Raw genomic sequence first — 25,115 nt, 5'->3', positions numbered from 1 at the left:
TCAAACTATAAGTCGTGTACTAGCGGCTTTGGTTCAATTCGACCGCGGCAGTCTAAATTGCGCCCGATGGACGGTCAATTTCCAGAAAACACGCTTGTCCAACCGAGAATCAATCGAACCAGGCGGCATAAATTTTCCTGAAGCTTCCGTCCTGGATAGCAATGTGCAGCCATTGATCGACAAAGGCCTTCAGCGCCATGTCGCGCTGCAGCCAGTAGGCCTTCTCGGCAAAGTCGAACGGTTTGTCCGGATGCACCGCGCAGAGCACGCCGGCGTGCTGCTTTTGCTGATAGCGGGTCTCCGAAGCGTCCGTCATCATCAGGTCGGCATTGCCCTTGGCGATCTCGTCGAAAATCGTGACGTTGTCGTTCCACACCTTGATCTCGGCGTTCTTGATGTTCGCCTTGGCGAAGCGTTCATTGGTCCCGCCGGGATTGACGATGACGCGGGTGCCGGCCTTGTCGATATCGGTGATGGTCTCATACTTGCCCTGATCGGCGCAGCGGGCGATCGGCGTCTTGCCTTCACGCATGATCGGAGTCGAGAACAGGCCCTTTTTCTGTCGGTCGAGCGTGATCGAGACGCCGCCCATCGCGATATCGAAATTGTCGGCTTCGAAATCCTTCATGAGCTGCGGCCACGCTGTCTGAACGAACTCGACCTTCACGCCGAGCGCCTTGCCCAGCGCTTCCGCCATGTCTACGTCGAAGCCGCGGAATTTTGACGTCGCCTTGTCGAGATAGGTGAACGGCAAATAGTCGCCGGTCATGCCGACCCGCAGCGTGCCGCGCTTGATGATGTCGTCGAGGCGGGAATTCGCCGGCTGAGCGTGGGCGACAACGGTCCACACGACAGCCATTGCAAGACTAACGAACACTCGAAGCATCAGGTCTTCTCCGCCGACAAATTAAATGACACTCTGAATCGATGGCGCCGATTTAAACCAGATATCCGCGCGGTGCCAGCCGGAGAAATTGCAATCGTGACCATCTCGCTCTACGAGGCTTCCGTCGGCGTGTTCGTGCCGTATCTCGGAAATCTGTCCGGTCTTCTCGACAAGGCCGCCGCCCATGCTGAAGCCCGAACCATCGATCCCGCTGTCCTTTTGAACATGCGGCTCTCACCCACCATGTACAGCCTGAAGCAGCAGGTAGCAGAGGCCAATCGGCATCCGGTCGTTGCCTGCGCGTTGCTGGCCGGCCATGCGCCTCGCGAATTTCCGGACGCCGAGCCCGACATTGCCGCGCTCAAGTCGAGGACATCGGAGGCGATCGATTTCCTGCAGAATCTGCCGCGTGCCGAGATCGACGCCGCCGCCGACAAGGAAGTCCCATTCACGTTCAAGAACGGAACCCAGCGGAAATTCACCGGAAAATCGTTGCTGTTGACGTTCAGCGTTCCGCAGTTCTTCTTTCATGTCACGACGGCCTACGACATCCTGCGCCATGCCGGTGTCGACCTGGCCAAGAAGGATTTTCTGGGGCCGCCGAGATAGCCGTCAACAATGACGGAAGTCACGCCTCGCCGTTATCCTTGCGCGCCAGATTGGCGGCGGCGCTAAGCCCGGTCATCTCGCTCTTCAATTGCTCGAAGCGTCGGCGCGCGCTGGTTTCGCGATCGTCGACCATCTGAATCGCGGCTTCCCTCGACATCGGCCCGGTGACGATCGGAGTGGAGTTCTCGCCGATGGTCTCGTCGACATAGTAATCGCCATTGTCGAGGCGAACCGTCCATTTGAAACGGATCGCGGTCATCGGGCCGGGCCCGAACTTGCAGTAGCCGTGAGCCTCGATGGGCGGAGGAGATGTGGGGATGGGCGGAGGGCCCACCGGTACCTGCGCCGCGACCGCGGGCTTGTCGGGTTCGCGACGGCTTTCCGGCGGGTCAAGGATGCTGGCGATGGTCGCCAGGGCGTTGTCGGTCGGGTCGCTTTGGGTCACGATTCAGCCTCCGGATCGAGCCCGTTTGCGGAATCAGTATCCGTCGCCGCCCACGGCCCTTTCCTTGCTTCCGAATAAAGCCAGGCTTTGTCAATCCGTGGCTTTTTTGGGGCGTAGCTAAGCGCGCACCGGCGGTAATTTGTTCTTCCAGGGCCGGACCTGTTCGAGCTGGCCGGCCAGGCGGAACAGGGTGGCCTCGTCGCCGAACCTGGCCGAAAACATCATGCCAAGCGGCAAGCCGGCCTTGTTCCGGGCCAGCGGCACCGACATCGCCGGCTGCCCGGACATGTTGAACATGGAGGTGCCGGGCATGTAGCGGCGCAGGATCGGGGCAACGTGCGACAGATCGTTTGACATGGTGTTGAGTTCGCCGATGCGCAGCGGTGGCGCGCATAACGTCGGGCACAGGAAGACGTCGCAGCTCTCGAAGAAGGTCGCCAGTGAGCGGGAAATCTGGAAGGCGGCGAGCTGGGCCGCCACATAGTCGGTCGCCGAGGTCCTCTTCGCGTTGCGCGAATGCGCCAGCGTCAATATCTCGAGATCGTTATCCGTCATCTCTCGCCCGAGCCGCTGCTCGATCAACCGAACCGTCAGTGCGGTGTTGCCGCCGACGATAGTGGTCATGACCGCGGCTGGATCGGCGGCAAGCGCCGGTGCCCGTTCCTCGACGTGATGGCCGAGCCCCGCCAGAAGGCTTGCGATCTCACGCACGGCTGCCGCGATTTCCGGATCGATAGCATCGCCATACGGCGATTTATCGGTGAACGAGATACGAAGCTTGCCCGGGTCGCGGCCGACTTCCTGCGAAAACGGTCGCTCCGGCGGCGGCGCGAAATAGGGGCTCGATGGCTCCGGGCCGTGGATTGCGTCCATCATCACCGCGCTATCGCGCACGCTGATGCTCACGACGTGGCCGCAGGAAAATCCGGCCCAGCCCTCGCCGCGATCGGGGCCGAGCGGATTGCGCGCCCGTGTAGGCTTTAAGCCAAACACGCCGGAAGCGGAGGCGGGAATGCGGATCGAGCCGCCGCCATCGCTGGCGTGCGCGACGGGAAGAATACGGGCTGCAACGGCCGCCGCCGCACCGCCGGACGACCCGCCGGCAGAATGCTCCAGATTCCAGGGATTGCGGGTCGGCCCGAACAGGCGCGACTCCGTCGTCGGCATCAGGCCGAATTCGGGACTGGAGCTCTTGCCGAAGATGGATACGCCGGTCTCGAGGAAACGCTGCGCCAGCGTCCCGGTATGGTCAGCCACGAAATCCTTCAGGACCGTCGCCCCTGACGTCGTGCGCGTGCCCTCCAGGAGGTCGAGGTCCTTCAGCAGAAATGGCACGCCGGTAAAGGGACCGTCGGGCAGGCCGTGTTCGATCTGACGCTCGGCATACTCGTAATGCTTGACGACCACCGCATTGATCTGCGGATCGACCTTTGCCGTGCGGGCGATGGCCTCGTCGAGCAATTCCTTGGCCGAGACCTCCTTCTTCCGAACCAGTTCGGCAAGGCCGACCGCGTCGTAATCGCCGTATTCCTTGAAGGCCATGCACACACCTCGCTTGCCGGCCGGCCGATAGACCGGCCATGCCTTGGGCCATTTGCTGCGGACGATCTAGCCGAGCACGTCCTGATTGATCACGTTCTGGCGCAAGGGATCGCCGTCCAATACGCTCAGAATGTTGCGGGCGGTCTGCTCGCTCATCCGGTCCACGGCTTCCACGGTGACGCCGGCGACATGCGGCGCCATGATGACGTTGGGCAGGGCGAGCAACGCCTGACCGGCCGGCGGCGGCTCCTGCTCGAAAACGTCAAGGCCCGCGCCGGCAAGCTTGCCGGACACCAGCGCGGCGTGCAGCGCGGCCTCGTCGACGATTCCGCCGCGCGCCGTGTTGATCAGATAGGCTGACGGCTGCATCCGATTCAGCCTGTCGGCATTGAACATGCCGACCGTCTCCGGATTCTTGGGGCAATGGATGCTGACGAAATCGGCGCGCGGCAGTGCCGCGTTGAGGTCGGCGACCGGTTCGCAACCGGCGGCCTTGATGTCAGCGGGGAGCTTATAGGGGTCGAAAACCAGGACGTTCATTTCCATCGCGAGGCAGCGCTTGGCGGTGCGCGTGCCGATCCGCCCGAAACCGACGATCAGGACGGTCTTGCCGAAGAGGTCGTAGGGCAGCATCCCGAGCCTATCAGCCCATCTGTCGTCCCTGACCAGCGAATGCATTTCCGTTGCGCGCTTGGCGAGCGTCAGCATCATGAACAGCGCGTGTTCGGCAACCGATGGCGAATTGGCGGTGCCGGCCACCATCAGCGGCACCTTGCGACGGCTCAGCGCGGGAACGTCGACGGCGTCGAACCCGACGCCGATCCGGGTGACGACCAGCATGTCCTTGGAGGATTCGAGCTCGGGCTCGCCGAAGCGGGTGGCTCCGAGGGCAACGCCATGGACCGGCGCATGCTCCTTCAGCTTGATGTTGAAATCTTCCTGCGAAATCATGTTGGGAAATTCGACGAGTTCGATGTCGTCTCGCGCGTGAAGCAGCGCTCTTCCCTGCTGCGACATCGATTCCGTAATGAAGATTTTCTTCTTGTTGGTAGTCATTTCCTGCCCTTAGGTCACGCAATTGCGCCGTCAAAGGACGACGCCAGTCACCTCGTTTAGCAGGTGCATATTGTTGAGGTCCACAGCCAATCGGAGGGGGGCGCCATCCTGCGCGCCGGCATTGGGGTTGACCCGGCCGCAGACCTGCGAGCCTTCCAACGTAAAATAGATCAGCGTCTCCATTCCCATCGGCTCGGTGACGTCGAGCACGGTGTCGAAGGCCTCCACGCCGGGTGCAAGATGCGGCCGAGCCTCGGTGATATGCTCGGGCCGCAGCCCCAGCAGCAATTTGTCGGTGCGCGGAATGCCCTGATATCGGGCGGCGCGGGCCGGCGGCAGCGGGAAGGCGATGCGGTCGGTCAACCGGATGTGCAACTTGCCGGCGAGATCCTCCAACCGGCACGGGATGAAATTCATCGCCGGCGAACCGATGAAGCTGGCGACGAATTTCGTTGCCGGCTTGTGATAGAGCTCGTTCGGCGTGCCGATCTGCTCGATCCGGCCATGGTTCATCACCACCACGCGGTCGGCCAGCGTCATCGCCTCCACCTGGTCGTGGGTCACGTAGACCGTCGTGGTGCGAACCTTCTGGTGCACCTTCTTGATCTCGATCCGCATCTGCACGCGCAGCTTGGCGTCGAGGTTGGACAACGGCTCGTCGAACAGAAACACCTTTGGGTTACGCACGATGGCGCGGCCCATGGCGACGCGCTGGCGCTGGCCGCCGGACAATTGCTTCGGCTTGCGGTCGACCAGTTCGACGATGTCGAGCATGCGCGCAGCCTCGTCGATACGGCTCTTGATCTCGGCCTTCGGATAGCGCTTCAGCCGCAATCCGAACGACATGTTCTCCGCGACCGTCATATGCGGATAGAGCGCGTAGTTCTGAAACACCATCGCGATATCGCGATCCTTCGGTGGCACGTCGTTGACGATGTCGCCGCCGATCATGATGTCGCCGTCGGAGATATCTTCCAGGCCGGCGATCATCCGCAGCGTTGTCGACTTTCCGCACCCCGATGGTCCGACCAACACCACGAACTCATGGTCCGCGATGTCGAGGTCGATGCCGCGCACCGCCTCGACCTCGTCATAGCGCTTCACAACCTTACGCAACGTCACGTCAGCCATGAGATCAACCCTTTGTCGCACCGGCGGTCAGGCCGGCAATGTAATAGTCCATCAGGAACGCGTAGATGATGAGCGGCGGCGCTGCGCCGAGCAAGGCGCCGGTCATGATCTGCCCCCAGTTGAACACGTCACCCTTGATCAGCGTGGTGATGATCCCGACCGGCATCACGAGTTGATCGGTCGACGTCGTGAACACCAGCGGATAGAGGAATTGCGCCCAGGAGACTGTGAAAGCGAAGATGGTCGCCGCGATGATGCCGGGAAAGGCAACCGGAATGAATATCCGCGTCAGCGTCTGGATCCATGAGGCGCCGTCGATGACGGCCGCTTCATCCAGCTCCTTCGGGATCGAGGCGAAGTAGCCAATCATGATCCACGTGCAGAACGGCACCGTGAGCGTCGGATAGAGAATGAGCAGCACGTACCATCTGTTGATGAGCTGGATGCCGGTCCAGTCGCCGATCACCGCGAACATCTTGAAAAGCGGAATGAAGAGCAGTGTCTCGGGAATGAGATAGGTCAGGAACACGCCCGTCGCGAGCGTTGCCGAACCCCAGAACCGCATTCGCGCCAGGGCGAAAGCCGCCGGCACCGATATCAGCATGGTGATGGTGACGACGAAGATGGAGACGATCGCCGAGTTCCAGAAGAAGCGCAGGAACTGGTTCGATGTGAGCAGCGAGATGTAATTGTCCAGCGTAGGATGGAACACCCACCACGGATTTGTCGCCGCCGAAATCTCCGCGCTGCTCTTCAATGACGTGATGAGCATGTAGATCGGCGGCGTCAGTGAGAAGATCGCGAAGATCACCAGGAAGAAATACGACCAGCGCAGCGCCCAGGCCCGGTCGCGGCTCATGCTGCCATACTTGACCTTGCGGGTCGGCGCGGCCTTGTCGATTGTTGCCGTGGTCATCAGGCTTCGTTCCCGCGTTTGTTGATGTCGCGCAGGATGAAAATCGCTGCGATCGCCAGGATCGGCACCATGAAGAGGGAGACGCTGGCGCCCAGCGGTATATCGCTGCCCTCGATTCCGATGCGGAACGCCCACGTCGCGAAGATATGGGTGTGATCGAGCGGACCGCCCGCGGTCAGGATGCGTACGATGTCAAAATTGGCGAACGTCACGATCAGCGAGAACAGCGTCGTAATCGCGATGATATTTCGCATCATCGGCAGCGTCACGTACCAGATGCGTTGCCACCAATTGGCGCCGTCGATGGCGGCGGCCTCGTAAAGCTGTTCCGGCACGGATTTCAGCGCCGCCAGGTACATGATCATGAAGAACGGCGCACCGACCCAGATGTTGACGAGAATGACCGAGAAGCGCGCCCACATGGCATCGCCGGTCCATGGGATAGGCCCGATGCCGAAGAACGAGAGCGTGTAGTTGAATGCGCTGTAGGAGGGATCGAACAGCCACAGCCAGGCGAGCGTGCTCATCGCCGGCGGAATCACCCACGGCACCAGCAGCATGCCGCGCCATTTGCGCTGGCCCTTGGCCGGTATGTTGTGAACGAAATGCGCAATGATAAAGCCCAGCAGCGCTTTGAAGACGACGGCCGTGATCGCGAAGATGCAGGACTGCTTGACGACGAGCCAGAACGTCTCGCGCCTGAACAGGAATTCGAAATTGCTGAGCGCGACGAAGCGCTGCATCGACTTGTTCAAGGTCGCCAGGTGCAGCGCATAGAAGGCCGGATAGATCACGAGGGTCGCGATCAGGAGGATCAGCGGCAGCGTCATCAGGAACGCCACTGTCGATTTGCGCCTGAGCATTTTGTGTAGGCTCGAGCGCTTGCGCGCGGCTTGTGCGGCGCCCCGGTTCGGCTGCAATGCGACGTCAGCCATGGTGTGCTTCCATCCCTGATACGTTTCTGTCGGCTTTGCCGGGCCTACGATTGAAGGCGGATAGGGAAATGGCGGCCTGCGATCAGGCAGGCCGCCAGGGTATCCCCGTCCGTCAGCTCCGCATGAAGCCTTCGCACTCACCTTCGGCCCAGGCGAGCACCTTTTCCATCGCTTCACCCTGATGATAGCGCAGGCACATCTTGGTCAGGGTCGCCTGCACATAGATCTGCTGCGCGATCTTCGGCGGGGCGGGCGCCGCGGCGATCGAAAGGGTCTGGTGGTTGTGCGGGTTCGGATAGTGGTAGAGCGTGCCCTTCGGCGGCGCTTCCTCCTGCCAGACCTTCAAGGTGGTGAGCTTTTCGTAGCAGGGGAGATCGTAACCACCGCTGGCCACGCACATCTTCTCGATCGCATCCGGCTGCGAAAGCGCCTTGAGCACGCTCTTGGCCGCTTCCTTGTTCTTGGAGAACGACCAGGTACCCCAGAAATAGCCCAGGTAAGGCGCGTAGCGGCCCTTCGGCCCGGCCGGGAAGCCGTGGGTCCAGCACTGCTCAGCGACCTGCGGCGCGTCGCGCTTGGCGACGGCCCAAGCGCTTGGTGGATTCATGACCAGGGCGCCCCTGCCGGAGACCAGCCACTTGTTATTGGAAGAGTCATCCCAAGCGCCGGCGTCCGGCGGTAGGAACGCGATCAGCTTCTTGTAGTAATCCAATGCCTGCCTTACCGCGTCGGTCTTAACGGTGAGGTTGCCCTTCTCATCGACAAGGTGGGCGCCGAACGACTGGAAGATGGCGCCTGCCGTATCGACGTTATCGCTGGTCTCGCCAAGTCCGATGCCAAACGGCACGCCAGCTTTATGGCAAGCCTCCGCGGCCTTCAAGAAGGTCTCTAGAGTCCAGCTGTCGGCCTTGGGCGCCTGGCCGGCTGGATACAACGCCTGCACGTCAATGCCGGCGTGCTTCTTCATCAGATCGATGCGGGAACAGGGCCCCTTGATCTGGCTGCCGACGCTCGCGGGCACGGCGAGCCATCTGCCTTTGGACTGGCCGAGATATTTCACGGTACCGTTGGGTTCGCCATTCTGCTTGATGAGGCCTTCCATGACGTCGTTCATGGGTTCCAGCAGCTCGGCCTGCGCATGCGGCCACCAGGTTGGCATGGCGAGAATATCGTGGCCGGATTTCGCCTGTGCTTCGGCTGCGATGGTGAGCAGGTTCTTGTTTCCCTGGCTCGGGATGTAGTCGATCTGAACCTCGACCTTTTCCTTCTCGGCCCATGCATTGACGATATCGGTGGACGCCTTGTTGGCGCCGGGAACCCAGTGGTCCCAGAAGCCGATCGAAAGCTTCCCCGCGGCATGGGCGCCGCGCACGTAAGGCGCTGTAATGAGAGCTGCGGATGATAGCGCTGTCGCAGCAACGAATTGTCGGCGAGAAAGCTTCCTGCGTGACATAGCGTTTCCTCTTTGCTGAGCCAGATTTTGCTTCTTATTATTCTTCTCCGTCCGGAGGGGAGCTGCATCGAGGCGGCCGCCAGCGGAGATTTTGTAATCGGATCAGACCAGAATTGTTTGCATCTGTCGAGAAAACACAGCGCCCGCCGTCATTGAACTAACGTTGCGTGGAAATTCCGGGCCGCGGGAGCGACGATGTCGTGGCATCGGCATCGTCAATAATCGACGCGGCAATATTGCGCCGCACACTTTGTGCTCGAGCAGGTGCGCAAATGCGCTGCAGTCGATCGAACGCGCGTCTAACGCCTTTGCCCGGAAGCTGTTTCCTGCCGGGAACCGTCCGGCGCAGCGGTGGACGAGTTTGGGGCGGAAACGATAGTTTAGGCAAAGAGGGATTCTCGCGCGCCTTGGCGATTGCGCGTGGAAAATTTCTCGATCGGACCATGGAGACCCGACAATGACACGTCCTCAGCAGCTTGCGCCGACGCCGTCGCGTTGGTGTTTTGTACTTGGCGCCATAGCCGTGCTGGCTCTTGGCACATGTGCGACCGCGAACGCGCAAGGGCTGGTGCAGGGCGTGCAACAAGGGGCGCGCGAAGGCAACAAGGCTGCCGGCCCAGTCGGCGGCGTGCTGGGCGGCGCGATCGGCGGCGTCGTCGGCGTGGTCACCGGTGTCACCGGTGTCCTGACCGGAGGCAACAATAACAACAAGGGCGGACAGGCACCGGCGGCGAAGGATTCCAAACAAGGCGAGGCTTCCAAGCAGGGCGATACCGCGAAGCCTTCGAAGGGGTCCAAAGCGACGAAGACCGCAAAGCAGCAACAACCGCAGCAGCCGGCCGTCCTCACCCAGACCGGCGCGCCGCAACTGACGGCCGAACAGATCGTCGCCAACAGCGACGCCAATATCGAGCGGATCAAGAAGGAGCTAAATCTCACGCCCGAGCAGGAGAAGCATTGGGCCGCGTTCAACAGTGCGATGCACTATCTCGGCCATAACGGTGCCGACCGGCTCAATCTCCGTGTCGCGCGCGCCAAACGCGATCCTCCCGACGACATCATCGAGCAGATGCGCAATGAGGCTCAATTTCTCAATGATCGCGCCGTCGATCAGCGCAACGTGGCCGATGCCGCCGAGCCGCTATTTGCCACCCTGGACGACAAGCAAAAGGCGGTCTTCATTCAGGAAATGGTCAACCTGAGCCACGAGCGCGGGCTCGACTAAAGCGGGTTGGTCGGACGAATAGCCGGGCACGCGTGCCCTGGGGTAGGTTGAAAGGCGCGGCACCCGGCTATTCTGCCGCAGCGGCGCGGCTCCTCCAATCTCATTGCAATGATGAAGAAAACCGGACCAACTCGCGCCTTAGTCGTGGCTGACTTGCGGCGTTGTCGGGAACTTCAGTCTTTCATCGGTAGTGTTGCACCCCAACATCACGTGCGGCCTTGGCGCTGCTGTGTCCTGCTCGTCTGACAGGCACGGCTCAGCCAGTCGAGCCCGGACCCAGGCGGGGCGCAGGCCTTAGGTTTTCGGAAAGTTCAGCTCCACGCCGACGCCATCGGGATCGTAGAGAAAGAACTGGATGTCGCCGGTGCGCGGCACGACGCTCTCGCGGAATTTGACGCCTTTCGACTGCAGCCGCTTGCGCATGCCCTCAACATCGGTGGCGGCAAAGGCGATATGGTCAAGCCGGCCGGTATCCTCATACTTCTTCTCGGTGCCACGGACGACGATGCCCTCACGCGGCTTGCGCGTGCCCATCAGATGCACCGTGGCCGTGCCGCCGGAATAGAGCCAATAGCCGGGGAAATCGAGCGGCGGGCGATCGCCGTTTTCCAGCCCGAGCACATCGCAATAGAAATCCTTGGTGCGCTCGAGATCGGCGGGCTCGATGGTGTAATGCTGCAATCCGCCAAGTCCCATGGTCGCTCTCCCTAAACAAAGCTAAGGTCCGTATCGACGCCCATCATCCAGGCGCCGACGGTTTCAAAATGCCTGAGCTGGCCTTGCAACTGCTGGGTCACAGTATGGATGTCGCGGAACCGCCGCTCCAGCGGATGGTTTTCGAAGATCGCGGTCGCGCCAGCGGCGTTGTAGGCAAAGTCGACCGCCTCGCGCGCCTTGTGGATGGCATGGGTCGAGGCCATACGGATGTTCATGCGCTGCGCGACCGTGATGGTGGCGCCCGCGGTGAGATCCTTCCAGGTGTCGGCCATCGATTGCAACACGTAGCCCCGCGCGGCGCGGAGATTGACTTCCGCCTGGGCGAGGTTGCACTGGACCACGGCATTATCCCGCAACGAGCTCCTCGCGCCACGCGGCACCTTGTTACGCATCGTATCGACGAAGTTGTCGAGGGCGGTGCGGGCGATGCCGCAGGCGACACCGGCAAAGCCGACCTGATAGCAGGTGTGGTTGCTCATGCGGTAGAGCGGGCCGCGCTCGCGGCATTCCCGGTCGAACTCACGCGTGATCGAATGGTCGGCGCGTACGAAAAAGTCGTTGAGCGCGAGCTGGTCGCTGGCGGTACCGCGCAGGCCCACGGTGTTCCAGATGTCGGTCCACTCGACGTCTTCGGCGCGTACCAGCATGGTGCGCTCGAGCGGGGCTCCATTGGCGTCGTATCTGGGCGAACCGTCGGCCGCATAGATCGGGCAATGCGCGCCGAGCCAGGTCGCGTGCCGGCCGCCGGATGCAAAGGACCAGACGCCGGTTACCCGGTAGCCGCCGTCGCATTCTACCGCGCGAACCCTGGGGCCGGGGCCCCACGCTAGTACGGCGCGCGGATCGCCAAAGATCGCCTGCGCCACCGGCAGGTCGAGATAGGCCGCCGACATCGCGCAACCGCCGGCCTGGCTGAGACACCAGGCGGTGGAAGCATCGGCCTTGGCAATGGTTTCGATGACGTGGAAGAAAGTCACCGGATCGGTTTCGATCCCGTTGGTCGAGCGGGGCAGCAACAGACGGAACAATTGCGCGTCGTGCAGCTTGTCGAGCAGCGTGGGCGGCAGCCGCCGCGCGGCCTCGATGTCGTCGGAAGCGGCTGCGACATCTGAACGTATGGCCTCGGCCCGGGCGATCACTGCCTGGTCGCCCGCAAGATCGGCAGAGTTTGCGATCGGTGTATTCAAGGCCAGCCTGCCGGTTCGTCGCGTTCGCGTGCCAGTGACCAGTAGATAGTGATCAGTAGATTAAGGCTATCGCGCCATCGCCACGATCGGCAAGTCCATGGCGACGCGGAGCACGCCTGCGCGTAGGCGATGGGGATTTCGTGCCGCTTTGCACAATGAGGCCCGTACGGCGAACACGTCCGATTTGTTTAAGGTTTTGCGCTAGCCTAACAGTTTGGCCGGAATCGATCCGGGATGGGACGGACGGAATGGAAGAGCGACGAAAATTTCCGCGAACGGAGATCGAGGAGCCTGCCTATGTTTCGTCGGGTGGCTCCGTGATGCGCTGCGTGGTGCGGAACATCTCGCGCGAGGGCGCCGCGATCGATGTCGACAATCCGGCGTTCGTCCCGCCGCGCTTTCGCCTGGTGATGGCAAAGGATCCGTCGATCGTGCATGAGTGCCGGGTAGCATGGATCCAGAAGAATCGTATCGGCTTGACCTTCATCAGGATGGTGGACGCGGTTATGGATCGGCCGACGTCGAACGGGACGCGCTGAGCACACTACTCGATCCGCAGCTTCGCATCGCGTACCACCTTGCCCCACTTATCCATCTCCAACTTGATGCGCGCGCCGAACTGATCTGGCGTATTCGCGATCGCCTTGAAGCCGAGCGTCGTGAGGCGTTGCGTCACGTCCGGCTGTGCGACAATCCTGGCAATCTCACGGTGAAGCAAATCGACGATTTCTTTCGGCGTCCCTGCGGGGGCGACGATCCCGGTGAGTGTGTCGGCCTCCTGATCCTTGATGCCCTGTTCGGCGAAGGTTGGTACGTCAGGCAGGCCTGCGGCCCGCTCGGTCGAAGCCACAGCAAGCGCGCGCAATTGTCCGCTCTGCACCGCCGAGAGAGCAGGCGGCAGCGCGGTAAAGGCGATCGGCGTGTGCCCCCCGATGGTCGCCTGAATAGCCGGGGCAGCGCCCGTGAACGGGACGTGGACCAGGTCAAGCTTGAAAGCCAACCGAAACAGCTCGCCACCCAGATGCGGCGTCGATCCGACGCCGGGGCCGGCAAAGCTGTATTTGCCGGGCTTGTCCCTGACGAGCTGCACCAGTTCCGGCAACGTTTTGGCCGGCACCTGCGGGTTGACCACGACGACATTCGGCGAAACCGCGACCAACGTTACCGGCGCGAAATCCTTGACCGGATCGTATGGCACCTTGGCATAGAGGCTGGGATTGACGACAAATCCGGTGCTGACCACCATGATGGTGTAGCCGTCCGGCGTCACGCGCGCGACCTGGCCGGCTGCCGTGTTGCCGCCGGCGCCGCCGATGTTCTCGACGAAGAATTGCTGGCCGAGATGGTCGGTGAGCTTCTGCGCCACGATACGGGCGATGGCATCGGTCGGTCCGCCCGCTGGGAAGCCGACCACGACGCGCACCGGCTTGCTTGGATAGTTTTGCGCCGACGACGCCAGGACACCGGATAGCAACCACGCGGTTGCCAACAAGACCCGCAAAGCCGTGGCCATGGCGCTCTCCCCAATATGTTTGTTGGGACCATCATCGGCGAGGCCGCGACGCCGGACAAGGGGTTATTGCGACGGCCGGCGAGCGTTACTTCATCAGCAGCGGCTTGAGCCGTTCTTCCAGCTCCTCGAACGACATCGAGCCCTGCAGCCGCACGCCGTTGAGGAAGAAAGTCGGCGTCGAGGTAACCTTCAACTCGCTATAAGCGTATTGTTGGTCGGCGGTAAGCTTGTCGAATTGCGCCTGATCCTGCTCGCAGGTCTCGACTTCCTGCTCGCTCATTCCATGCAATTTGCCGACGTAGATCAGCGTATCCTTGGTCTGCGCCATCAGGCGTTCCTGCAGCTTGAACAGGGTCTCGACTGCGCTGAGGTATCTTTCGGAATCGCCCTTGCCGGCGCAGCGCGCCAGTATCGAGGCTGCGGCAGCTTTGATGTCGAGTGGAAATTCGCGGAACACGAAGCGTACCTTGCCGGTGTCGATGTATTTCGAACGCAGCATCGGAAGCACATTTTGGCTGAACGCCGCGCAATGCGGGCAACTCATCGAAGAATATTCGGTGATGGTCACCGGCGCCTTGGCAGCCCCAATGGCGATTTCGGGGAGGGATCCCGGTTTGGCGACGTTGGCGGCAATCGCGCTTTGCGCCGTCGCGGAGCCCGCGAAGGCGAGCGACGCGAATGCAACGAGCGCGAGGACGGCGATGGGACGATAGTCGTTCAACGTGGCTCCGAACCGAATTTGGCAAGCGACCGTGCGACGGGAGTGCGTCTTTTATTGGCTTAGCGAGCCAAAAGCCACCCGATCAGATTGATTGCGCACCGGGAACCGTCGCCATTTGCGACCGCGCCGTGCCAAAGGGATGTTGTCGCCTGTCTTGACCGATGGTTTGATGCAAGTGTGACGCCTGCGCCGCCCAGCCACGCGGCCGGGTCCTTATTCTGCTCAGCGAATTACAACAAGAGAACGTCATGACCGAGCACACGGCGCTGTTGGGCGAAACGCACACAGCGGACGCCATGTTGCGGGCGCGGGCCAAGCGGGTCGTTCCCGGCGGCATGTGGGGCCACTTGAATGCCGCGCGGCTCCCGGAAGGCTATCCGCAGTTCTTCGCGTCCGCGGAGGGCTGTCGCGTGCGCGACGTCGACGGGCGCGAATATATCGACTTCATGTGCAGTTGGGGGCCCATCCTGCTCGGCCACCGGCATTCCGAAGTTCAGGCGGCGGCTGAAGCGCAGGCCGCCAAAGGCGACTGCTTGAACGGCCCGGGCGAGGTCATGGTGGAGCTTGCCGAGGATCTCGTCGCCAAGCTGCCGCATGCCGATTGGGCGATGTTTCAGAAGAACGGCGGCGATGCGACCACGTGCTGCGTGACGATCGCCCGTGCCGGCACCGGACGCCGCAAGGTGCTGGTTGCGCGTGGCAGCTATCACGGCGCGCTGCCATGGTGCTCGCCGAGCGTTGCCGGCGTGACCGCCGAGGATCGCGCGCATCTGGTACACTTCGAGTACAACGACGTGCAGAGCCTGCGTGCGGCGGTCGAAGAAGCGGGCAAGGATCTCGCTGCGGTCCTGGTGACGGCTTTCCGCCACGACATGGGTCGCGATCTCGAACTGCCGACGAAGGAATTCGCGGCAGCCGCGCGTGCGGCATGCGACGCGGCTGACGCCGCTTTGATCATCGACGAAGTGCGGGCCGGCCTGCGTCTCGATATCAGGGGGAGCTGGGAAGCGTTCGGCGTGCGTCCGGACCTGTGCGCCTGGAGCAAGGCGATCGCCAACGGCTACGCGCTGGCCGCCGTTACCGGCAACGATCGCTTCCGCGAAGCCGCCACCAAGGTATTCGTTACCGGGTCATTCTGGTGCGGCACGGTGGCGACGGCGGCAGCGCGAACGACGCTGCGGATCGCGCGCGAGACGGATGTGCCCGGGCATATTCGTGCGATGGGCATGAGGCTGCGCGAGGGATTGGCATCGTTGGCGAACGAGCACGGCATCGCGATCCGCCAAAGCGGCCCGCCACAAATGCCGCTGATGCTGTTCGAGGCTGATCCGGAAGTACGCAAGGGTAGGACGTTCTGTTCAGTCGCGCTCCGCCACGGCGCGTTCTTTCATCCCCAGCACAACATGTTCCTGTCCTCGGCGCATCGCGCATCCGATATCGACGAGGCGCTGCAGGCAGCCTCGCACGGCTTCAAGGCCGTGCGAGAACTGGAGGCGAGATCCAATCGATAGATCGATTTGCGGGGCATCAATAAAAATGCCCCGCAACGCGGCCTTTACGACCGGCGATGGCAGGGCAGTCTTAGGAGAAAACGGCGAGAGCGCGCGCGGGTAGGTCGTTGCTTTCGCGGGAGGTGCCGGCGTACCCAGCCCGCCCTTGTCATGTCGGCGTCTTCGAGCGATTCCAGATATGGTCCGATCGTGACGGAGCGAGTCACTATAAATGGGCGCGCATGTGGCGATCTCCTGTTCCATGTGCTCAAGAAATGGCAAAACGCCGTGGCTGGTGCTGCGCTGCCGACGTAGGCATGTTAGGAAAAGTTCGGGTGGGTTCGATTGACGGACTCAGGAATGACCCGCTCGTCGCGGATAGAGCGCACATGTTTGCGTGAGGATACCGGACGAAATGCACGCCATGGTCCTGCAAGCGCCCGGCGCGTTACTGCGGCTTGAGCCGCGCGAGGACCCGGTGCCGGGGGCCGACGAAGTACGTATCAAGGTTGGCGCGTGCGGCGTGTGCCGGACCGACCTGCATGTCGTCGATGGAGAACTGCCTGATATTGCCTACCCGATCGTTCCCGGCCACGAGGTGGTCGGTCGGGTGGAAGCTCTTGGTCCCGCTGTGACGTCTCTAAGGATCGGCGAAAGGATCGGCGTTCCCTGGCTCGGTCATACCTGCGGCGACTGTCCCTATTGCCGGAGCGGCCGTGAAAACCTTTGCGACCGCCCGCGCTTCACCGGCTACACGCGCGACGGTGGATTTGCCACGCATCTCGTCGCGGACGCGCGCTATTGCTTTCCACTCGGCGAGGCCGACGACGACGTTGGTGTCGCTCCTTTGCTGTGTGCGGGCCTGATCGGCTGGCGCTCGCTGGTGATGGCGGGCGATGGAGAACATCTCGGCATTTTCGGCTTTGGTGCAGCCGGCCACATCATCGCGCAGGTGGCCCGCTGGCAGGGGCGTTCGGTCTACGCGTTCACTCGTGCGGGCGACGTCGTGGCGCAGCGCCTTGCACTATCGCTCGGCGCAGCTTGGGCCGGCCGGTCGGAGGAGCAGCCTCCAGTGCCGCTCGACGCAGCTATCATCTACGCGCCGGTCGGCTCCCTGGTGCCGTTGGCATTGCAAGCAGTGCGCAAAGGCGGGCGCGTGGTCTGCGCCGGCATTCACATGTCGGACATTCCCTCGTTCCCTTACCGCATGCTCTGGGAGGAGCGGCGGCTGCTTTCGGTTGCCAACCTGACGCGGGGCGACGGGATCGAGTTCTTCAAGGTCGCGGCGCAGGCTGGCATCAAGACGCACACCAGCGTGTTTCCGTTGCAGGAAGCGAATGAAGTCCTCTCCAAACTGCGCGCCGGGCAGATCACGGGCGCCGCTGTGCTGCAGCCATGACTATGCGACCACCCCCAGATGCTGCCGCAGCCGATGCTGACAATCAGCAGCACGTGCTCGATTTCCTCGATCGCTCCAGTTTCGGTGCAGCCGGGGGCGGCAAGCGGATCGATACCCATGCGTCCATGGTTTTTCTCGGAGCTGATCGGGTATTGAAGATCAAGCGTGCCGTGCGGTTACCATTCCTCGATTATTCGACATTGGAGAAGCGCAAGAACGCCTGCGAGGAGGAACTGAAGGTCAACGCCGGCAACGCTCCCGAGCTCTACCGGCGTGTTGTTCCCATCACGCGCAATTCCGATGGCGTTCTCGAAATCGGCGGCTCGGGCACCGCGGTCGAATGGGCGGTCGAAATGACACGGTTCGACGAGAAGCAGTCGTTCGACCGTATCGCTGCATCGAAGACGATCGATCCGTCGCTTGCGACCGCCTTGGCCGATGCGGTTCTGCAATCCCACGACAGGGCACCGCGCCACGACGGCAAAAGCTGGCTTGCCTCCGTTCTACCCATCATCGACCGCAATACCGCAAAGTTTGAAACCGTGCACGGACTTGATTCCGTTGCGATCGGTCAACTCGATGCCGCCAGCCGCGCCTCTGCAACGACATTGCAACCGCTGCTCAGACAGCGCGCCGAGCAGGGGTTCGTGCGCCGTTGCCACGGCGACCTGCATCTTGCGAATATTACGTTGGTCGATGGCCGGCCGCTGCTGTTCGATGCCATCGAGTTCGATCCCGTCATTGCCACGACGGACATTCTCTACGATCTCGCGTTTACGCTGATGGATATGATCCACTTCAATCAGGGGGCAGCGGCAAACGCAGTGTTCAATCGCTACGTTACCGCAGCCGCGGATGAAGACTTCGATGGGCTACGCCTGCTGCCGCTGTTCTTGTCGATGCGGGCAGCGATCCGCGCGCATGTGCTGTTCGTGAAGAGCGAACATGCCGGAGAGAGCGACGCAGTGCGGCAGGAGGCCAAGCGCTATTTCGATCTGGCCGGACGCCTCATTGCGCCCAAGCCGCCGTTGCTGGTGGCAATCGGCGGGTTGTCGGGGACAGGAAAATCGGTGCTTGCACGCGGACTCGCGGGTCTGATCGAGCCGCCACCCGGCGCGCTCATCGTGCGCTCGGATGTCGTCCGCAAGCGCCTGTTCGGTACCAGCGAAACCACCGCTCTGCCGGAATCTGCCTATCGACCCGCAACGACGGAGCGAGTGTATGAAGCGCTTTCGAGCGCTGCGCTGCGCGTGCTCGCCCAGGGCTGTTCCGTGGTGCTCGATGCCGCCTATCTGCAGGAGACGGAACGGAAGGAAATCGAGAATCTCGCGGCCACGCACAATGCGCGGTTCGTCGGCCTTTTTCTGACGACCGATCTCGCGACGCGGCTGGCGCGGATCGAGCAGCGCAGGGATGATGCGTCCGATGCGACACGAAGCGTCGCCCTGAAGCAGGAGACTTTCGCGCTCGGCGCGGTACAATGGCATATGATCGATGCCTCTGGGACGCCGGAACAGTCGCTGCGCAACGCCCGGGCGGTCCTGCCTTTGGTGCCGGACGAGCCTTGACGATGCGCGGCCGCCCAACCAGTACATCCGGCCTGCACAACACCTCCGCGGTGAGTCTCGACTGTGCAACCGCATTCCAGACGATTGCGCTCGACTGCATCGCTTCTATCAAGGCCCAGCACAGCAGCGCATGCGCCGGCGATGCCGAGGCGGTGCATCAGATCCGCGTCGCGATTACACGGTTGCGCGCCGCTGTGGCGTTCTTCGCGCCGATCGTGGTCGATGCGGAATGGCTGCGTCTAAAAAAAGAAATCGCCTGGCTGAATGGTTCGCTCGGCGCCGCACGCGACAGCGACGTCCTGGTCGAATATGCACGCCGCAAGCGTTACCGCGGTTGGGCAGAGCACATCATCAAGCAGGCCGATCAGTGCCAGACGCGGGATCACCGCCGCCTGGTTCGCTGTCTGCGCACCGTTCGGACGCGCCGCCTGATCTCGGCAATCGCTGAGTGGACCAGACAGGGAGAGTGGCTGGCGCGGTGCAAGCGGAATGAGACGGAGGCTTTGCAAGCCTATTGCGCGCGCGAACTCAACCGTTGGCACGAACGGTTGATCCGCAAGGGACGCCACCTGAAGGCGCTGGGTGAATCGCGCCGTCACCGGCTGCGGATCAGGGTCAAACGCTTCCGCTACATGCTGGAAGCGCTCACGGAAACCGTCGCGCTGCAGAGCCGCGGCGAATTGCATCACCTCCATCGGCCGGCAAAGCGAATGCAACGCGCATTGGGCGACCTCCGCGATCTCAGGCGTTTCGCCGGTCTTCCCAGCCGATCGCCGCAGGCCGAAAGCGGTAAACGAAGCAAGGTGCCGCCGGGCTATCGCCATCGAAGGAAAGTGCTGCTCGGCGCCGCCATCGCGTCTTATCGTGAACTGAAACAGGCCCGAGCCTGCTGACGTCATCGTTCGCAGCGCTCCCGTCGGACATTGTCACGCGCAGTGCGTTCGACTGCATGACCGTGCCGGTGCTGATGTCGTACTGATCCCTGGGCGGCAGGGATGCGACCTTTCGTCTCCGTGAGTTCCTTGTCTCATCTCCTTGCGGCGGTGCTGCGGACGCAATAACGCCAGTTTGATAGACCTCAATGTTCGATCCGAATCCGGTCAGTATCGCTATCCGGTCAGCACCGTTTCGGCGGAAATTCAGAAATCGGAGATTGTCATGTCAGAGCTGTCTGAGCGGGCCGCTTCCGGTTACTTTCCTGCGGCCGCAAATGCTGAAGTGGAAGCCACCAAACTGAATCAGGGCGCGCTGGAGTTCATGCTCGGTGTCCAGAAGATGATGTTCGAGGAATGGGTGTTTCTCGGCGACGAGATGCTGGAGCGGACACGGACCGAGATGCACTTGTACACGGAGTTCGTCGCGAAGATGGCGAGCGCGCATTCGGTGCGGGACCTCAGGACGATGTGCCAGGAATGCGGCCAGCATCAGCTCGACTTCTTCCGCCGCGATTCCGAACGGCTGTTCAGGCATGCCGAGCGGATGATTGCGGCCACGTCGAATTTGATCAGCGGACGCTCGTTGAACTGATTGGCCAGTAGCATGCACCTGAAATCGCCCCTGCCGACGGCGCGCCGAGTGCGATTTGTTGTGGCGCGTGAACAGTTCCAGGCCAACTTGTCGCGCAAACGTAACATTGCGCTGCACATCTTTCCAGGCTCACAGTAGGCCGCGACCTGCCGGAACTGGAAAACGATGTCCACCTATCGTCTGAAAAATTTGCTTTCGCCGCATTCCGTCGCATTGGTAGGGGCTAGCCCGCGCCACGGCTCGGTAGGCCGTGCCATTCTCAACAATATTCGCAAGGCCCAGTTCAAGGGCGAATTCGGTCTCGTCAATCTGCGCTATCACGAGATCGATGGCGTCGCGACCGCAGACAGCATCGCAAAACTGTCTTTTGCGCCGGAACTCGTTGTCCTCACGGCGCCTGCCCATACCATCGCCGGCCTGATAGATGAGGCGGGTCGGCGCGGCGCGGCCGGCGCCGTCATTGTCAGTGCTGGGCTCGGCCACGGTCCGGGCTCGCTCGCGGAAGCAGCGGAGCGCGCAGCGCAAGAATACGGCATGCGGTTGATCGGCCCGAATTGCCTTGGCATCATGATGCCGGGCGTCAGTCTCAATGCGAGCTTTTCCGCACATATGCCGACCGCGGGCCATTTAGCGCTCATCTCGCAGTCCGGCGCCATTGCCGCCGGCATGGTGGATTGGGCGGCACAGCGGGCCGTCGGATTTTCCGGCATTGTTTCGATCGGTGACCAGCTCGATGTCGATATCGCCGATCTGCTCGATTACTTCGCGCTGGATGAAAAGACCCACGCCATCCTGCTGTACATCGAGGCGATCAAGGATGCCCGCAAGTTCATGTCGGCCGCCCGGGCAGCCGCCAGAATAAAACCGGTCGTGGTCGTCAAGTCAGGCCGCATGGCGCAAGGCGCGCGGGCCGCAGCAACCCATACCGGAGCGCTCGCCGGCGCTGATGCCGTCTATGACGCTGCGTTTCAACGCGCCGGCATCCTGCGCGTATCGAATCTACGCGAATTGTTCGACTGCGCCGAGACGCTCGGCCGGGTCAAATCGCCGCCTGGAAAGCGGCTTGCGATTCTGACCAATGGCGGCGGCATCGGCGTGCTGGCGGTTGATCGGCTGGTCGAACTCGGCGGTGTTCCTGCGGCTCTCTCGCCGGCGATCCGCGAGAAGCTGGACGCGGTTTTGCCGCCGACATGGTCGAAATCGAACCCGGTCGATATCGTCGGCGATGCCGATCCCGCGCGCTATGCCGCAGCGCTCGAAGCGTTGCTGGCCGACCCCGAAAACGACGCCGTGCTGGTGATGAACGTGCAGACGGCGATTGCGCGCGCCGACGAAATCGCTGTGGCCGTGACCGACGCGGTGCAGAAATATCGCGCCGGGCAGCGCACGGCGCCGAAGCCCGTTCTCGCAGTCTGGGTCGGCGCGGAGCCATCGATTGGCGATCTCTTGAGCGCGGCCGGCATTCCGAACCATCCGACCGAAGACGACGCCGTGCGCGGTTTCATGCATCTGGTCCGCCATCGCGAGGTGGTGGAGGCGCTGGCGCAGGTTCCGCCCGCCATGCCGAGCGAATTCGCTCCCGATATCAATGCAGCGCGGCAGATCGTTGCTGCGGCGCTGGCCGACGGCCGTTCATGGCTCGATCCAATCGAGGTCAAGCGGCTCCTTGACGCCTACGATATCGCGGCCGTGCCTACCTTTGCCGCCGCCGATGCCAACGAGGCGGTCGCGCATGCGAATGCGATCTTTGCGCGGGGGGCGACCGTCGTGCTCAAGATCATGTCGCGCGACATCGTCCACAAATCCGATGTCGGCGGCGTGGTGCTCAATCTCACCAGCGCCGATGCGGTGCGCAAGGCGACCAGCGAGATTCTCGCGCGGGCAAGATCGCTGCGGCCGGAGGCGCGAATATCGGGCGTGATGGTGCAGGCGATGGTGGTGCGGGCGAAGGCGCGCGAGCTCATTCTCGGCCTCGCCGACGATCCGACCTTTGGTACTGTCGTCGTGTTCGGCCGTGGCGGAACGGCCGTCGAGATCATCAATGACAAGGCGCTGGCGCTGCCGCCGCTCGACCTGCAACTGGCGCGCAGCCTGATCGAACGTACCCGTGTCTCGCGGCTATTGCGCGCCTATCGCGACGTGCCGGCGGTGAAGCAGGACGCAGTCGCAATGGTTCTGGTCAAGCTGGCGCAGATGGCCGCCGACATACCCGATATCCGTGGGCTCGACATCAATCCGCTGCTGGCGGATGAGGCGGGCGTGCTGGCGGTCGATGCGCGGGTTGTGATCGGGCGCGTGGAACGAAAATTTCGTGGCTCGGGTCCGGCGAATTTTGCCGTGCGGCCATATCCCTCGCAATGGCAGCGTCACATCGAGGTCAAGGACGGCTGGCGGGTGTTCGTCCGTCCGATCCGGCCTGAGGACGAGCCAGCGATCCACGAGATGTTGAAACACGTCACGATGCAGGATCTGCGGCTCCGGTTCTTTGCACCGATGAAGGAATTTTCCCATGAATTCATCGCCCGCCTGACCCAGCTCGACTACGCCCGGGCGATGGCCTTTGTCGCCTTCGACGAGGCGACCAACGAACTGGTCGGGGTGGTCAGGATCCATTCGGACTCGATCTATGAGAGCGGCGAATACGCGATCCTGCTCCGATCCGATCTCAAGGGCAGGGGCTCGGCTGGACCCTGATGCAGATGATCATCGAATATGCAAAGTCCGAAGGATTGAGGGCGATTTCCGGCGACGTGCTGACCGAAAACACGGTGATGCTGGCGATGTGCCGCAGCCTCGGCTTCGAGGTGAAGTGGGACCCCCAGGAGCACGATATCTGCAACGTCAGGCTCGCGCTTTAGCCCTTTTTGAGCGCATGCGCCTTCGTGACGCTGCCGCACGACGACAATGGCGGCTGGCCGTCAGTGCGAAAACAGGATCGGGAGCGGCGGCCTCGACAGCAGGCTCTTGGGTGGCGCCGCCGAGGATGAATTCGCGCCATCGCGAATGTCCATAAGCGCCCATCACGAGAACGTCGACCCGATGTGATGCCGTATAGGCTTCGAGCACCTCGCCGATCGGCTGGTCGTTGGCGTCGACCTTGTCGAGCACGACGTCGATGCCGTGTCGCGCCAGGTTTTTTGCCAGCGCTGCGGCGGAATGCTTGCTATCCAGCTTCTTCTCGTTGGTGACGGTAACGATCCGCACCTCACTCGCCTTTTCGAGCATCGGCATCGCATCAGAAATCGCCCGGGCCGCAGCACGACTGAAATCCCAGGCGATTGCGACCGTCCCCAGTTCGAACGGACGGGCCCGCGGGCCCTCGGGCAGGACGAAAGTAGGACGGCCCGATCCGAATATCACGGCTTCCGCGTACCACTGATCGTAGCTTTCCGGCACCGGCACAATGGTGAGGTCGCGAAGCCGCGCGTAGTCCACGAGGAGATCCGGGGTTTTCGTGCGGAATGCCGGCCTTGTTTGCGGCGACATCGAATGCGGCCAGCATGTCCCTGGCGCTCTTCCGGCTCTTTTCCATTTCGCCCGCAATGATCCCGGGAATATTGGCGGTCGATCCGGAAAGGAAGTGCCCGGGCACTTCCACATGCACCTCGCAAGCTAGCGCCGAAAGGTAGATCCTGTGCCGGGATCCCGAGGCATCCGTCGTAGCCTTCCGTCACGGCGAGACGCGGCACGTCTTCGCCGTGCGCCAGCGCCTGCGCGCCGATGCGGCGGCCGCCATTGCCACGCTTCTTAAGACCGGGATCGAAGTCGAGATTCTGTCCGGCGATCGCGAGCCAGCCGTACGCCATGCGGCCGAACAGCTCGGTATCCATGGATGGCGCGCGGCCGTCACGCCGGCGGACAAGATTGCACGCAGGCTACTCTTTGCCGTGCCGCTCGCAATCGCAGGCCTCGCCACGCCGCTGGTCGCTGCCGCCGCCATGTCGGGTTCGTCGCTGCTGGTGATCTTGAATGCGCTGCGCGCGCGCATCGCGGCGCCAGGGAGTTTTGCTGATGGAAGTTTTGGTATTCCTCGTGCCGCTGGCACCCACGCTCGGCGCCATCGGCCTGATGGGTTTCCTCTGGTCGCTCAAGAACGGCCAGTACGACGACCTCGAAGGGGCAGGCTGGCGCGCGATTGCTGATGACGAGCCTGTTGCGGAAGAGCCGGTGCCTTCGACCAGGACCGGACGCCGCTAGGCGCTATCGATACCCGCTGTTCGGAAAGACGACTTCGCCCGCCCAAATATCTTGACGCACTTCAAAGACACCTGCTGATCGCAGTCCGGCTAGGCAATCTACCGGCAGGTAAGATTTCGTTAACCTTACGAGAGCAAGACTTTGCCTGCCGGGGCTGGGCGCATCATAAAAGGAGACTCCCATGCCAAATCTCGACGAGGCCATTCGCGAACGCGCCTACTACCTCTGGATCGCCGACGGTCAACCCGAGGGCCAGGCAGACAACTATTGGCTAAATGCTCAACGCGAAATTCTCGCGACATCGGTTGAAAGCTCAGGCAGCAACGCTCCCGCTGCAGCGCCCGCCGACACGGGATTAGTTGCGATGAAAACCGCTAAAAAGGCAAAAGTCGCCCGATCCGAAAAAGCAAAACCCGCGCCGCATAGTTCCATGCGAGCATCGTCACGCGGACCGTAACGACGACAGGAGGCAGACCGTGCCGAGGGGGCAGGCCTGGTCGATTTCGCAAGGAGGGCTACGGCGGGCCTGCCCAGGCCGTTGCCAACGATCGGTCAGTGCCTCAACGGCGGGAGTCTTTGATTTCACTGTGGATTCGAA

The 25,115-nt window shown here is 62.3% G+C and carries 23 protein-coding genes and 2 pseudogenes; 12 read left to right on the top strand and 13 right to left on the bottom strand.

Features of this window, described 5'->3' with window-relative positions:
• Positions 1 to 109 precede the first annotated feature (109 nt).
• Positions 110 to 886 carry a transporter substrate-binding domain-containing protein gene (locus tag V1290_RS01825; RefSeq protein WP_334362718.1) on the bottom strand — a complete coding sequence of 259 codons (777 nt, stop codon included), beginning with the start codon at positions 884 to 886 and terminating at the stop codon, positions 110 to 112.
• Between the two features lie 96 nt (positions 887 to 982).
• Here V1290_RS01825 and V1290_RS01820 point away from each other — a divergent pair, with 96 nt between their 5' ends.
• Positions 983 to 1,495 (top strand): DUF1993 domain-containing protein, encoded by a 513-nt coding sequence (locus V1290_RS01820; RefSeq protein WP_334362717.1) that lies wholly within the window; start codon positions 983 to 985, stop codon positions 1,493 to 1,495.
• A gap of 19 nt (positions 1,496 to 1,514) precedes the next feature.
• Here the strand turns inward: V1290_RS01820 and V1290_RS01815 are convergent, their stop codons facing one another.
• The 7 genes from V1290_RS01815 to V1290_RS01785 form a co-directional block, all read right to left on the bottom strand.
• Positions 1,515 to 1,940, bottom strand: a complete 426-nt coding sequence (locus V1290_RS01815; RefSeq protein WP_334362715.1) for a hypothetical protein — start codon at positions 1,938 to 1,940, stop codon at positions 1,515 to 1,517.
• A 117-nt stretch (positions 1,941 to 2,057) separates the two neighbouring features.
• Positions 2,058 to 3,482 (bottom strand): amidase, encoded by a 1,425-nt coding sequence (locus V1290_RS01810; protein ID WP_334362714.1) that lies wholly within the window; start codon positions 3,480 to 3,482, stop codon positions 2,058 to 2,060.
• 66 nt (positions 3,483 to 3,548) lie between these two features.
• Entirely contained in the window at positions 3,549 to 4,538 is a 990-nt protein-coding gene (locus tag V1290_RS01805; RefSeq protein WP_334362713.1) for a hydroxyacid dehydrogenase, read from the bottom strand.
• Between the two features lie 30 nt (positions 4,539 to 4,568).
• A complete protein-coding gene (locus tag V1290_RS01800; protein ID WP_334362712.1) occupies positions 4,569 to 5,669 on the bottom strand; it encodes an ABC transporter ATP-binding protein in 1,101 nt (366 codons plus the stop codon).
• 4 nt (positions 5,670 to 5,673) lie between these two features.
• Positions 5,674 to 6,585 (bottom strand): carbohydrate ABC transporter permease, encoded by a 912-nt coding sequence (locus V1290_RS01795; RefSeq protein ID WP_334362711.1) that lies wholly within the window; start codon positions 6,583 to 6,585, stop codon positions 5,674 to 5,676.
• Positions 6,585 to 7,520, bottom strand: coding sequence for a carbohydrate ABC transporter permease (locus V1290_RS01790; protein ID WP_334362710.1), 936 nt, complete (start codon positions 7,518 to 7,520; stop codon positions 6,585 to 6,587). The genes V1290_RS01795 and V1290_RS01790 overlap by 1 nt, the downstream gene beginning before the upstream one ends.
• A gap of 112 nt (positions 7,521 to 7,632) precedes the next feature.
• The gene (locus V1290_RS01785; protein WP_334362708.1) at positions 7,633 to 8,973 is read right to left on the bottom strand and encodes an ABC transporter substrate-binding protein; all 1,341 of its coding nucleotides are present in this window, start codon (positions 8,971 to 8,973) and stop codon (positions 7,633 to 7,635) included.
• Between the two features lie 457 nt (positions 8,974 to 9,430).
• Between V1290_RS01785 and V1290_RS01780 the strand changes: the two genes are divergently transcribed.
• On the top strand, positions 9,431 to 10,198 hold the full coding sequence (locus V1290_RS01780; protein ID WP_334362707.1) for a Spy/CpxP family protein refolding chaperone: 768 nt from the start codon (positions 9,431 to 9,433) through the stop codon (positions 10,196 to 10,198).
• Between the two features lie 294 nt (positions 10,199 to 10,492).
• Here the strand turns inward: V1290_RS01780 and V1290_RS01775 are convergent, their stop codons facing one another.
• A complete protein-coding gene (locus tag V1290_RS01775) occupies positions 10,493 to 10,894 on the bottom strand; it encodes a VOC family protein (RefSeq protein ID WP_028346045.1) in 402 nt (133 codons plus the stop codon).
• Between the two features lie 11 nt (positions 10,895 to 10,905).
• Positions 10,906 to 12,102, bottom strand: a complete 1,197-nt coding sequence (locus tag V1290_RS01770; protein WP_334362706.1) for an acyl-CoA dehydrogenase family protein — start codon at positions 12,100 to 12,102, stop codon at positions 10,906 to 10,908.
• A gap of 248 nt (positions 12,103 to 12,350) precedes the next feature.
• Here V1290_RS01770 and V1290_RS01765 point away from each other — a divergent pair, with 248 nt between their 5' ends.
• A complete protein-coding gene (locus V1290_RS01765) occupies positions 12,351 to 12,641 on the top strand; it encodes a PilZ domain-containing protein (protein ID WP_334362705.1) in 291 nt (96 codons plus the stop codon).
• A gap of 5 nt (positions 12,642 to 12,646) precedes the next feature.
• Here V1290_RS01765 and V1290_RS01760 read toward each other — a convergent pair whose 3' ends face one another.
• Both V1290_RS01760 and V1290_RS01755 read right to left on the bottom strand, forming a co-directional pair.
• Positions 12,647 to 13,615 (bottom strand): Bug family tripartite tricarboxylate transporter substrate binding protein, encoded by a 969-nt coding sequence (locus V1290_RS01760; RefSeq protein ID WP_334362703.1) that lies wholly within the window; start codon positions 13,613 to 13,615, stop codon positions 12,647 to 12,649.
• Positions 13,616 to 13,700: 85 nt separating this feature from the next.
• Complete coding sequence (locus V1290_RS01755; RefSeq protein ID WP_334362702.1) at positions 13,701 to 14,336, bottom strand: DsbA family protein; 636 nt, start codon at positions 14,334 to 14,336, stop codon at positions 13,701 to 13,703.
• Between the two features lie 248 nt (positions 14,337 to 14,584).
• On the opposite strand from V1290_RS01755, the gene V1290_RS01750 reads away from it, so the two are divergent.
• The 6 genes and pseudogenes from V1290_RS01750 to V1290_RS01725 all read left to right on the top strand — a co-directional run bounded on the left by V1290_RS01750 (position 14,585) and on the right by V1290_RS01725 (position 23,178).
• Positions 14,585 to 15,847: an aminotransferase class III-fold pyridoxal phosphate-dependent enzyme gene (locus V1290_RS01750; protein WP_334362701.1), complete on the top strand. Its 1,263-nt coding sequence runs from the start codon at positions 14,585 to 14,587 to the stop codon at positions 15,845 to 15,847.
• Between the two features lie 394 nt (positions 15,848 to 16,241).
• The gene (locus V1290_RS01745; protein ID WP_334362700.1) at positions 16,242 to 17,225 is read left to right on the top strand and encodes a zinc-dependent alcohol dehydrogenase family protein; all 984 of its coding nucleotides are present in this window, start codon (positions 16,242 to 16,244) and stop codon (positions 17,223 to 17,225) included.
• A gap of 2 nt (positions 17,226 to 17,227) precedes the next feature.
• Positions 17,228 to 18,793: a bifunctional aminoglycoside phosphotransferase/ATP-binding protein gene (locus tag V1290_RS01740; RefSeq protein WP_334362699.1), complete on the top strand. Its 1,566-nt coding sequence runs from the start codon at positions 17,228 to 17,230 to the stop codon at positions 18,791 to 18,793.
• Entirely contained in the window at positions 18,706 to 19,686 is a 981-nt protein-coding gene (locus V1290_RS01735; RefSeq protein ID WP_334362698.1) for a CHAD domain-containing protein, read from the top strand. The genes V1290_RS01740 and V1290_RS01735 overlap by 88 nt, the downstream gene beginning before the upstream one ends.
• Before the next feature lie 265 nt (positions 19,687 to 19,951).
• Positions 19,952 to 20,320 carry a hypothetical protein gene (locus V1290_RS01730; protein ID WP_334362697.1) on the top strand — a complete coding sequence of 123 codons (369 nt, stop codon included), beginning with the start codon at positions 19,952 to 19,954 and terminating at the stop codon, positions 20,318 to 20,320.
• A 165-nt stretch (positions 20,321 to 20,485) separates the two neighbouring features.
• Positions 20,486 to 23,178 (top strand): annotated as a pseudogene (locus V1290_RS01725) (bifunctional acetate--CoA ligase family protein/GNAT family N-acetyltransferase).
• Here the strand turns inward: V1290_RS01725 and V1290_RS01720 are convergent.
• On the bottom strand, positions 23,162 to 23,755 hold the full coding sequence (locus V1290_RS01720) for a universal stress protein (RefSeq protein ID WP_334362696.1): 594 nt from the start codon (positions 23,753 to 23,755) through the stop codon (positions 23,162 to 23,164). The pseudogene V1290_RS01725 and the gene V1290_RS01720 sit on opposite strands and share 17 nt — an antisense overlap.
• Positions 23,756 to 23,949: 194 nt before the next feature.
• On the opposite strand from V1290_RS01720, the pseudogene V1290_RS01715 reads away from it, so the two are divergent.
• From V1290_RS01715 to V1290_RS01705, 3 genes and pseudogenes are all read left to right on the top strand, one after another.
• Positions 23,950 to 24,306: pseudogene (locus tag V1290_RS01715) on the top strand (hypothetical protein); the annotation flags it as partial.
• A gap of 25 nt (positions 24,307 to 24,331) precedes the next feature.
• Positions 24,332 to 24,517 carry a cbb3-type cytochrome oxidase assembly protein CcoS gene (ccoS, locus tag V1290_RS01710; RefSeq protein WP_334362695.1) on the top strand — a complete coding sequence of 62 codons (186 nt, stop codon included), beginning with the start codon at positions 24,332 to 24,334 and terminating at the stop codon, positions 24,515 to 24,517.
• Positions 24,518 to 24,698: 181 nt separating this feature from the next.
• Entirely contained in the window at positions 24,699 to 24,974 is a 276-nt protein-coding gene (locus V1290_RS01705) for a DUF2934 domain-containing protein (RefSeq protein WP_334362694.1), read from the top strand.
• Positions 24,975 to 25,115 lie beyond the last annotated feature (141 nt).

The organism is Bradyrhizobium sp. AZCC 1578, from assembly GCF_036924675.1.
GTDB lineage: Bacteria > Pseudomonadota > Alphaproteobacteria > Rhizobiales > Xanthobacteraceae > Bradyrhizobium.
Note: the sequence above shows the minus strand (reverse complement) of the source record. Positions and strands in the feature narration are given on the sequence as shown.

Coding starts and splice junctions, on each gene's coding strand:
- V1290_RS01825 (WP_334362718.1), bottom strand. CDS start 886: ATGCTTCGAGTGTTCGTTAGTCTTGCAATGGCTGTCGTGTGGACCGTT.
- V1290_RS01810 (WP_334362714.1), bottom strand. CDS start 3,482: ATGGCCTTCAAGGAATACGGCGATTACGACGCGGTCGGCCTTGCCGAA.
- V1290_RS01805 (WP_334362713.1), bottom strand. CDS start 4,538: ATGACTACCAACAAGAAGAAAATCTTCATTACGGAATCGATGTCGCAG.
- V1290_RS01800 (WP_334362712.1), bottom strand. CDS start 5,669: ATGGCTGACGTGACGTTGCGTAAGGTTGTGAAGCGCTATGACGAGGTC.
- V1290_RS01795 (WP_334362711.1), bottom strand. CDS start 6,585: ATGACCACGGCAACAATCGACAAGGCCGCGCCGACCCGCAAGGTCAAG.
- V1290_RS01790 (WP_334362710.1), bottom strand. CDS start 7,520: ATGGCTGACGTCGCATTGCAGCCGAACCGGGGCGCCGCACAAGCCGCG.
- V1290_RS01785 (WP_334362708.1), bottom strand. CDS start 8,973: ATGTCACGCAGGAAGCTTTCTCGCCGACAATTCGTTGCTGCGACAGCG.
- V1290_RS01780 (WP_334362707.1), top strand. CDS start 9,431: ATGACACGTCCTCAGCAGCTTGCGCCGACGCCGTCGCGTTGGTGTTTT.
- V1290_RS01775 (WP_028346045.1), bottom strand. CDS start 10,894: ATGGGACTTGGCGGATTGCAGCATTACACCATCGAGCCCGCCGATCTC.
- V1290_RS01765 (WP_334362705.1), top strand. CDS start 12,351: ATGGAAGAGCGACGAAAATTTCCGCGAACGGAGATCGAGGAGCCTGCC.
- V1290_RS01760 (WP_334362703.1), bottom strand. CDS start 13,615: ATGGCCACGGCTTTGCGGGTCTTGTTGGCAACCGCGTGGTTGCTATCC.
- V1290_RS01750 (WP_334362701.1), top strand. CDS start 14,585: ATGACCGAGCACACGGCGCTGTTGGGCGAAACGCACACAGCGGACGCC.
- V1290_RS01745 (WP_334362700.1), top strand. CDS start 16,242: ATGCACGCCATGGTCCTGCAAGCGCCCGGCGCGTTACTGCGGCTTGAG.
- V1290_RS01740 (WP_334362699.1), top strand. CDS start 17,228: ATGCGACCACCCCCAGATGCTGCCGCAGCCGATGCTGACAATCAGCAG.
- V1290_RS01735 (WP_334362698.1), top strand. CDS start 18,706: ATGGCATATGATCGATGCCTCTGGGACGCCGGAACAGTCGCTGCGCAA.
- V1290_RS01730 (WP_334362697.1), top strand. CDS start 19,952: ATGTCAGAGCTGTCTGAGCGGGCCGCTTCCGGTTACTTTCCTGCGGCC.
- ccoS (WP_334362695.1), top strand. CDS start 24,332: ATGGAAGTTTTGGTATTCCTCGTGCCGCTGGCACCCACGCTCGGCGCC.
- V1290_RS01705 (WP_334362694.1), top strand. CDS start 24,699: ATGCCAAATCTCGACGAGGCCATTCGCGAACGCGCCTACTACCTCTGG.